Here is a 7,021-nt window from a genome sequence, read left to right as displayed (position 1 = left end):
CGGCTTTATGATTCTAAAAATATGCGAAATTGTATCATGGGAAGGTGTTCCATGCTTTAAATCCAGCAACTGAGTGAAGTATTCCTGCCTAAGATCAAGAAAATATTCAATTTCAGTGGCATCCTTACAGCCAGACAGGATAGCAAAAATCGACATTATGATGACATCATTCAATTTATACATTTTTCCTTTATTTTTTCTAGTATCTTCCAAATTTTCAAAAAAATTCAATATTTCCAGTTTCATGGCACGACTCCTTTTTTCTTTATTATACTATACTTGGATAAGATTATTTATTTTAAAAAAGAAAATTTTAACATGCGATTACCCTATTTTTTGAAATTAAGGTATTGACAAATTTTTAAAATTATGATATTCTAATTAACGTAGTCAATATGGGACTGTAGCTCAACTGGTCAGAGCAACCGACTCTTAATCGGTAGGTTGTGGGTTCGATCCCCACCAGTCCCACCATCATCTTCTATAAAATATAATATTAATGTATAATAAGAGTATTCAGGCTCTTATTTTTTTTACTTTAAAATTTTAAAAGACTTTAAAATAAAAAATGTGGTATAATTTGTTGAATAAAACATATTTGAATATAAAAATAGCTAAAGATAGGAAATATTTAGCAGTGAAAAATAAAAAAATGAAAAGGAGTAAGTATTTTTTATGAAAAAGAATATTTTTAAAGTGTTAGTATTAGCAATTTTATTAGGAAATATTGGATTTGGAGAGTATATTAAAAAGAATGGAAGAGTTTATTATAGGCAAGATGAGTCTTATTCTGATTTGGAAGAAGTGAAAAAAAGTTTTAGGGAAATTGAAAAGGAGGGGAATTTTTATAGAGTATTGGATATTCAGTATTTTCCAGCAGATATGGATACTTTTCAGGATATAAATGGTGAATATGGAAAGGATAAGGATAGGGTTTATTTTGAGAAAAATGAAATATATGAAGCTGATTTAGCAAGTTTTGTGATTGTTAAAGGAAATATTTCTAAAGATAAAAATTTTGTTTATAATATGGGAGATAGAATTTATCTAGAAGATGATGATGAATTTATTATTGAAAACGAAAACTTGAGAAAAAAGATAGATTCTATCACTTTAAAAGTATTTAATTCGCCTGATAAAAATAGTGTCCGTTATATCGGAGATAAAAATGGGATTTATTATGTATTAAATGATGCTCAAAGAATAAAAGGAGCTGATTTTAAAACTTTTGAAGAACTAGGATATTCTTATGCAAAGGATAAAAATAGCATTTATTTTGAAAACAGAAAAATAAAGGGAGCAGATATTTCAAGTTTTGAAGTTTTGAATGACGGGTATGCAAAAGATAAAAACAGTTTTTATTTAGAGGGGGAAAAAGTGAAGGGTGTCAATAAAAACACATCTAAAGAACCAAGCGAAAATATGGCTCAAAAAGGTAGAACTGTCATAGGACTTTTGGAAATTGATGATAACAACGTATATAACATTGATGAGCCTTTAAATATAAGTCCCAAAAATTTTTCCTTAATTGGTGAGAGAAATGATTATGTAAAAAATGACAAAGGTGTATATTTTATAGATATTTACAATGTATCTAAGCCAACTACAGTGGAAAAGTTACCAGTAAATCCAGATAAATTTCGAGTTATAAAGAAAAATTACCTAAAAGATGACAAAATTGTCTACTATAATAGCAATCACGGCAATATGAAAGTTGAAGGTGCAGATGCCGCAAGTTTTCAGGAATTGACAGAAAATTATGGAAAAGACAAGAATTATATTTATTATGGAGAACAAAAAATCGAAAATTCAGATTCAAATAGTGCAAAAGCAATAACTGATATTATTTTAAAAGATAAACACAATGTCTATTACATTGGGCAAAAATTAGAAGGAATTAGTGATGCAGAAACTTTTGAGGCAATTAGCGATGTGAAAGGACTAAATGGATTTTATGCGAAAGATAAACACAATGTTTATTTTATCTCAGATTCAGACTTTTCTAAAAAAGTAAAAAAATTAGAAAAATTGAATGTTAATAAAACGAAGGTTTTGAATGAGTATTATGTAAAAGATGATAAAGAAGTTTATTGCCTTGGAGAAAGAATTAATGGTGCAGACGCTAGAAATTTTAAAGTGAAAAATGAGTATAGTTCGCAAGGGGAAGATAGAAATCATAAATATGAGTATTGTAAAATAACTGAATAAATATTCTAATTAAAAAAATAATTTTTAAAATATTATTTTTAAGTTTTCAATTCAATTTATTTTCTGCTTTAAAAGAATTTGAAGATATTGATATTGAAAGTTCTGAAATTAATAGTTGTAACAGTTATTGCATAACAATCTTGCCACAATTTTAATTATTAGGATAAATCTTTACTGCAAGATAAGGATTTGCGGCAATGAGCAATCCTACGAAAATAAATAAAGAAAAAGCATAATAATATGAAAAAATATCTATTAATCAAAATATCTAAAAAATAATAAAAAACAATTTAATTGAATGATTATGAATTAACCTTATTATAAAAACTTATTCTTATTTTTAAACGAGGTTTAGTATAATATTGTGATTTATATTTTCAAAAATAAAAATTAAATATATTGACTAAAATTTAATATAGGGTATAATTTATAATGAAAAACAAAAAAATTAATAAAAAACAGGAGTGGTTGCTATGAAAAAAATCAGAGTATTTTTATTATTTTGTTTAATGTTTCTTATTGGATTGAATTTATTGGCAAATGACTGGGAGTTTGGTTCGGAAGGTGGGCATATTGTGCCAATGAATATGTCTGATATTGCTATAAAAAGTGAGAAGCTGCATTTTAAGCTGGAAAAGGTGAAGAGTGAGTATGGGTTAGAGAGTGAAATGGTGGTAACTGTTAGGTTTGTGTTTGACAGTCCTGAGGCTGGGGAGAAATATATTGGGTTTATTACGCCCGAAGGCGGGAATGATGAGTGGGATGAAGTAAATCATTTTAAAAATTTTAAAACGGTTGTAAATGGGAAAAATGTAAACACAGTTTCCTATAGACTAACCGATTTTGTTCCAAAGGACGTAAAGAAACTTGAAGAAGTGAAGAAATATTTTAAGGAATATGATGAAGAAAAGGCAAAAGAGGAAGCTGATTACTATAAAAGAAGCTATGTTTATTATTTTAAATCGAATTTTAAGAAGGGTGAAAATGTAGTTGAGCATAGTTATCGTTACGATGGAAGTGGCGGTGTTGGAGTTAATGATTTTAACTATGTTTGGACGACTATTTCAAAATGGAAAAATCAGAAAGTGGATGATTTTGAAGTAATTGTTGAGCCGGGAAGTGCTTTGATTGCAATACCTGAAATAAAAATGAAAAATGGAAAAAATATAGAGTGGAAATTGGTTGGAGAGGGGAATATTGATTACGGATATAAAGATTATTATGATAGAGATGGACAATATAGGATGCTTTATGCAAAATTAAAAAATGGATATTTGCATTTTAAGACAAAAAATTTTGAGCCTAAAGATGAATTTAGCTTAGTAGAAATAGCATATATAAATGGTAATCACGCTTTTCCTGAAAAAACTGAAAAAGGCTTTAAATATAGAGATGATTTAACACAAGCAGCTTACCGTGCGGAATATTTACCAGCGGATGAATTTAAAGAACTTACTAATGAAGACTTGAAAATAATGAGAAATTATCCTTATGCAATGGCAGGTTATGATTTTTCAGATAAAAAATTGAAAGATTATTTTTCAAAATTCTTGTGGTATATTCCAATTGGAAAAAATGTAGAATTGGGAGAAGATGACTATGAAGTTATCAATAGTGTGGATAAGATTATAAAAAATAGGAAAAAATAAATATAGAAATTATTTATTTAAGATTATAAAAGTTTAGAAAAAAGTGAGATGATAGTCATGAAAATAATCAAAATATTTTTATTATTTTGTATAATATCCGTATTTGGAGTAAATTTACTGGCAAATGATTATGAATTTAGATCGCAAGGTGGACATATTGTTCCGATGAATGTATCGGATATAGCCATAAAGAGTGAAAAAATACATTTTAAAAAGGAAAGTGTTAAAGCCGACTATGGAATGGCAGAGGGAATGACAGTAACTGTAAAATTTGTATTTGACAGTCCTGAGGCCGGTGAGAGGTATATTGGATTTATTACACCTGAAAGCGGACAGGAAGAATGGCTTAGTGATCCAGAGAACAGAGAAGAAGCAAACGAAGATTATAATTTCAGAAATTTTAAAACTTCTGTAAATGGAAAAAATGTAAGTATGAAAACATATAAATTGACAGATTTTCTTCCGAAAGATATTAAACAGCTTGAAGAAATAAAGAAATATTTTAAGGAATATGATAAAGCAAAAGCAAAGGCGGATGCTGATTATTACAGAAAAAGCTATGTTTATTTTTTCAAGGCAAATTTTAAGAAGGGTGAAAATGTAGTTGAGCATAGCTATCATTATGGTGGAATCGAGGGTTCTATTTCTAATGATTTTAACTATGTATGGACGACTATTTCAAAATGGAAAAATCAGAAAGTGGATGATTTTGAAGTGATTGTCGAGCCAGGAAATGCTTTTATTGAAATACCGGAGATAAAGATGAAAAATGGAAAAAGAGTGGATTGGGAATTAATTGGGGAAGGAAATATTGATTACGGATATAAAAAATATGATTGGGAATTAATTGGGGAAGGAAATATTGATTACAGATATAAAAAATATGATGATAATGTAAAAAGTAGAGTTCTTTATGCAAAATTAAAAAAAGGATATTTACGTTTCAAGACAAAGGATTTCAGTCCTAAAGATGAATTTAGATTAAGAGAAATACGTAATCTGAACCTTGAGGATTATTTTCCTGAAAAAACTGAAAAAGGTTTTAGATATACAGATGATTTGATGCAGGCAGCTTATAACGCAAGATTATTAAAAGAAGATGAATTAAAGAAGATTTCTGATGCTGATCTGAACATAATGAAAAATTATCCTTATGCGTTGAAAGGTTATGATTTTTCAGATAAAAAACTGAAAGATTATTTCTCAAAATTTTTGTGGTATGTTCCTATTGGAAAAAATGTGGAATTATATGAAAATGACTATGAAGTTATTAAAAGTGTTGAGAAAATTATAAAAAGCAGAAAAAAATAGAAATTATAAAAAGTTGCTTGACTTTTATGATGATGTACTGTATTGTGTACACAGATGGAAGGAGTGATTTTTATGACAAATACAAATGCAACTAATTTGAGAAAAAATTTATTTTCTTATTTAGAGTCGGCAATTGATTATAATGATGTTATCAATGTGAATACTAAAAAAGGAAATGCTATTATCATTAGCGAAGCTGAATATAATGGTTTATTAGAAACTCTATACTTGTTATCAGATCCAACATTGAAAGAAAAAATTGAAGCGGCAAAAAATGCTTCTGATGAAGATTACGAGGCTTTTGAATGGTAGAAGAATACAAAATTTATATTTTGAAAAAAGCTAATAAGGATAAAGAGAAAATAAAGCAATTTCCAGCATTAAAAAATAATGTGGAAAAATTAATAAACCTTATAAAGAAAAATCCTTTTCAAACACCACCGTCCTATGAGATTTTAACTAAAGATTTGAAACTTTACTATTCAAGAAGAATTAATAAACAGCACAGGCTAGTGTATGAAGTTATAGAAGAAGAGAAAAGAATAAATATCATTAGTATGTGGATACATTATGAAATTTAAAAGCAGAATAAATAAATTGTGAAAGAATACAGGTTACAAGTAAAATTGTAGCCTTTTTTGTTTTGGCAAAAGATGTTATAATAAGTGTAAAATAAAAATCGGGAGATGAAGTTGGATATTGAAGTTAAATTGAATGAAGGTATGAAAAAATATATTTATAAAATATGGGAAAAAATGGGAAATGAAGATAGAACAGAATATGATGCTGCACTTGAAAATTATAGGAAATACTTGTTGAAAGAAACCACAAAAAATCCTGAGGATGTTTCAGTCGTTTGTCAGTTGGCGGGAGTTTGCTATTTGAGTAGAAAATGCGACGGTATAGAAATTTTAGAAACATTTTTGAAAAGGAATTTTGATATTTTGACAGAAGATGAAAAGTTTAGAATATATGCTGATTTGGCTTATTTGTGTGAAGATATGGGATGTATGGAAGAAAAGGCTGTTGATTATCTTGAAAAAGCAATAAAAATTAATTCAAATAATGCAGACATTTATTACAGACTTGCAGGTATTTGTTTTTATGCTAAAATATATCAAAAATCTCTTGAAAATATAGAAATTGCCTGCAAAATGAGTGATAAAACAAAATACAGTTATGGATATGCACTGATTTTGATTCAAAATAAAGAATATAAAAAAGCTGAAAAAATTTTAGATGATTTGTTAATAGAGAATCTAGACAATATTAAATATCATTTTTACAGAGATCTTTGTAAAATTTATTTAGGAAATAAAGATACTGGAAATATAGAAAAACTTTTGGAAAAAATAAAAGAGTTTGAAATGCTGGAGAAAACAGATTATGAAAAATATTTGAATTGGTTGACGTATGAAGGTTTTAACACCATTGATAATGGTGATATAAAAGATTTATATTATTTATGTGGTAATTATGAAAAATATTGTAAATATGCAGAGAATGTTAATTTTAATTTAGAAGCAAATTATATGGCACCGTATCTTTATTCTTTGAAACAATTGAATAAATTTGAGAAAATAGACAAAATATTGAAAGAAGCTGAAAAAGAAATTTTTCAAAATATTAAAGAAATCAAGACTGATGAAGAATATCGGAAAGATACAACGGAAGAAGAACTTTTGGAAATGATAGAAGATGAAAAACAGAAATTGAAAAACATTAATTTAGTGCTGGAAAAAATATTGAATACAGATTTTAAGCCTAAGGTAGAAATATTTATGTTTTTTGAAAATGAATGTTGGTTACTTGATTGTCCACAACATTTGATAATTGATGAGAATTAGGAGGGA

Annotated in this window: 7 protein-coding genes and 1 tRNA gene; 7 read left to right on the top strand and 1 reads right to left on the bottom strand. The window is 27.5% G+C overall.

What is annotated here, in order from left to right:
* A partial coding sequence (locus tag K324_RS0111920) for a transposase family protein (protein ID WP_026749331.1) occupies positions 1-246 on the bottom strand: 246 nt, incomplete at its 3' end.
* A gap of 151 nt (positions 247-397) precedes the next feature.
* On the opposite strand from K324_RS0111920, the gene K324_RS0111915 reads away from it, so the two are divergent.
* The 7 genes from K324_RS0111915 to K324_RS0111885 all read left to right on the top strand — a co-directional run bounded on the left by K324_RS0111915 (position 398) and on the right by K324_RS0111885 (position 7,015).
* Positions 398-474 (top strand) — tRNA-Lys (locus tag K324_RS0111915).
* A 201-nt stretch (positions 475-675) separates the two neighbouring features.
* On the top strand, positions 676-2,208 hold the full coding sequence (locus tag K324_RS0111910) for a DKNYY domain-containing protein (protein WP_026749330.1): 1,533 nt from the start codon (positions 676-678) through the stop codon (positions 2,206-2,208).
* Between the two features lie 473 nt (positions 2,209-2,681).
* Positions 2,682-3,857: a YARHG domain-containing protein gene (locus K324_RS0111905; protein ID WP_026749329.1), complete on the top strand. Its 1,176-nt coding sequence runs from the start codon at positions 2,682-2,684 to the stop codon at positions 3,855-3,857.
* Positions 3,858-3,914: 57 nt separating this feature from the next.
* Positions 3,915-5,168: a YARHG domain-containing protein gene (locus tag K324_RS0111900; RefSeq protein WP_026749328.1), complete on the top strand. Its 1,254-nt coding sequence runs from the start codon at positions 3,915-3,917 to the stop codon at positions 5,166-5,168.
* A 72-nt stretch (positions 5,169-5,240) separates the two neighbouring features.
* Positions 5,241-5,480 carry a type II toxin-antitoxin system Phd/YefM family antitoxin gene (locus K324_RS0111895; RefSeq protein ID WP_026749327.1) on the top strand — a complete coding sequence of 80 codons (240 nt, stop codon included), beginning with the start codon at positions 5,241-5,243 and terminating at the stop codon, positions 5,478-5,480.
* The gene (locus tag K324_RS0111890) at positions 5,474-5,749 is read left to right on the top strand and encodes a Txe/YoeB family addiction module toxin (protein WP_026749326.1); all 276 of its coding nucleotides are present in this window, start codon (positions 5,474-5,476) and stop codon (positions 5,747-5,749) included. The genes K324_RS0111895 and K324_RS0111890 overlap by 7 nt, the downstream gene beginning before the upstream one ends.
* Before the next feature lie 105 nt (positions 5,750-5,854).
* A complete protein-coding gene (locus K324_RS0111885) occupies positions 5,855-7,015 on the top strand; it encodes a tetratricopeptide repeat protein (RefSeq protein WP_051354463.1) in 1,161 nt (386 codons plus the stop codon).
* Positions 7,016-7,021: the final 6 nt, after the last annotated feature.

Source organism: Leptotrichia trevisanii DSM 22070, assembly GCF_000482505.1.
GTDB lineage: Bacteria > Fusobacteriota > Fusobacteriia > Fusobacteriales > Leptotrichiaceae > Leptotrichia > Leptotrichia trevisanii.
This window is presented reverse-complemented; position numbering and strand designations above follow the sequence as displayed.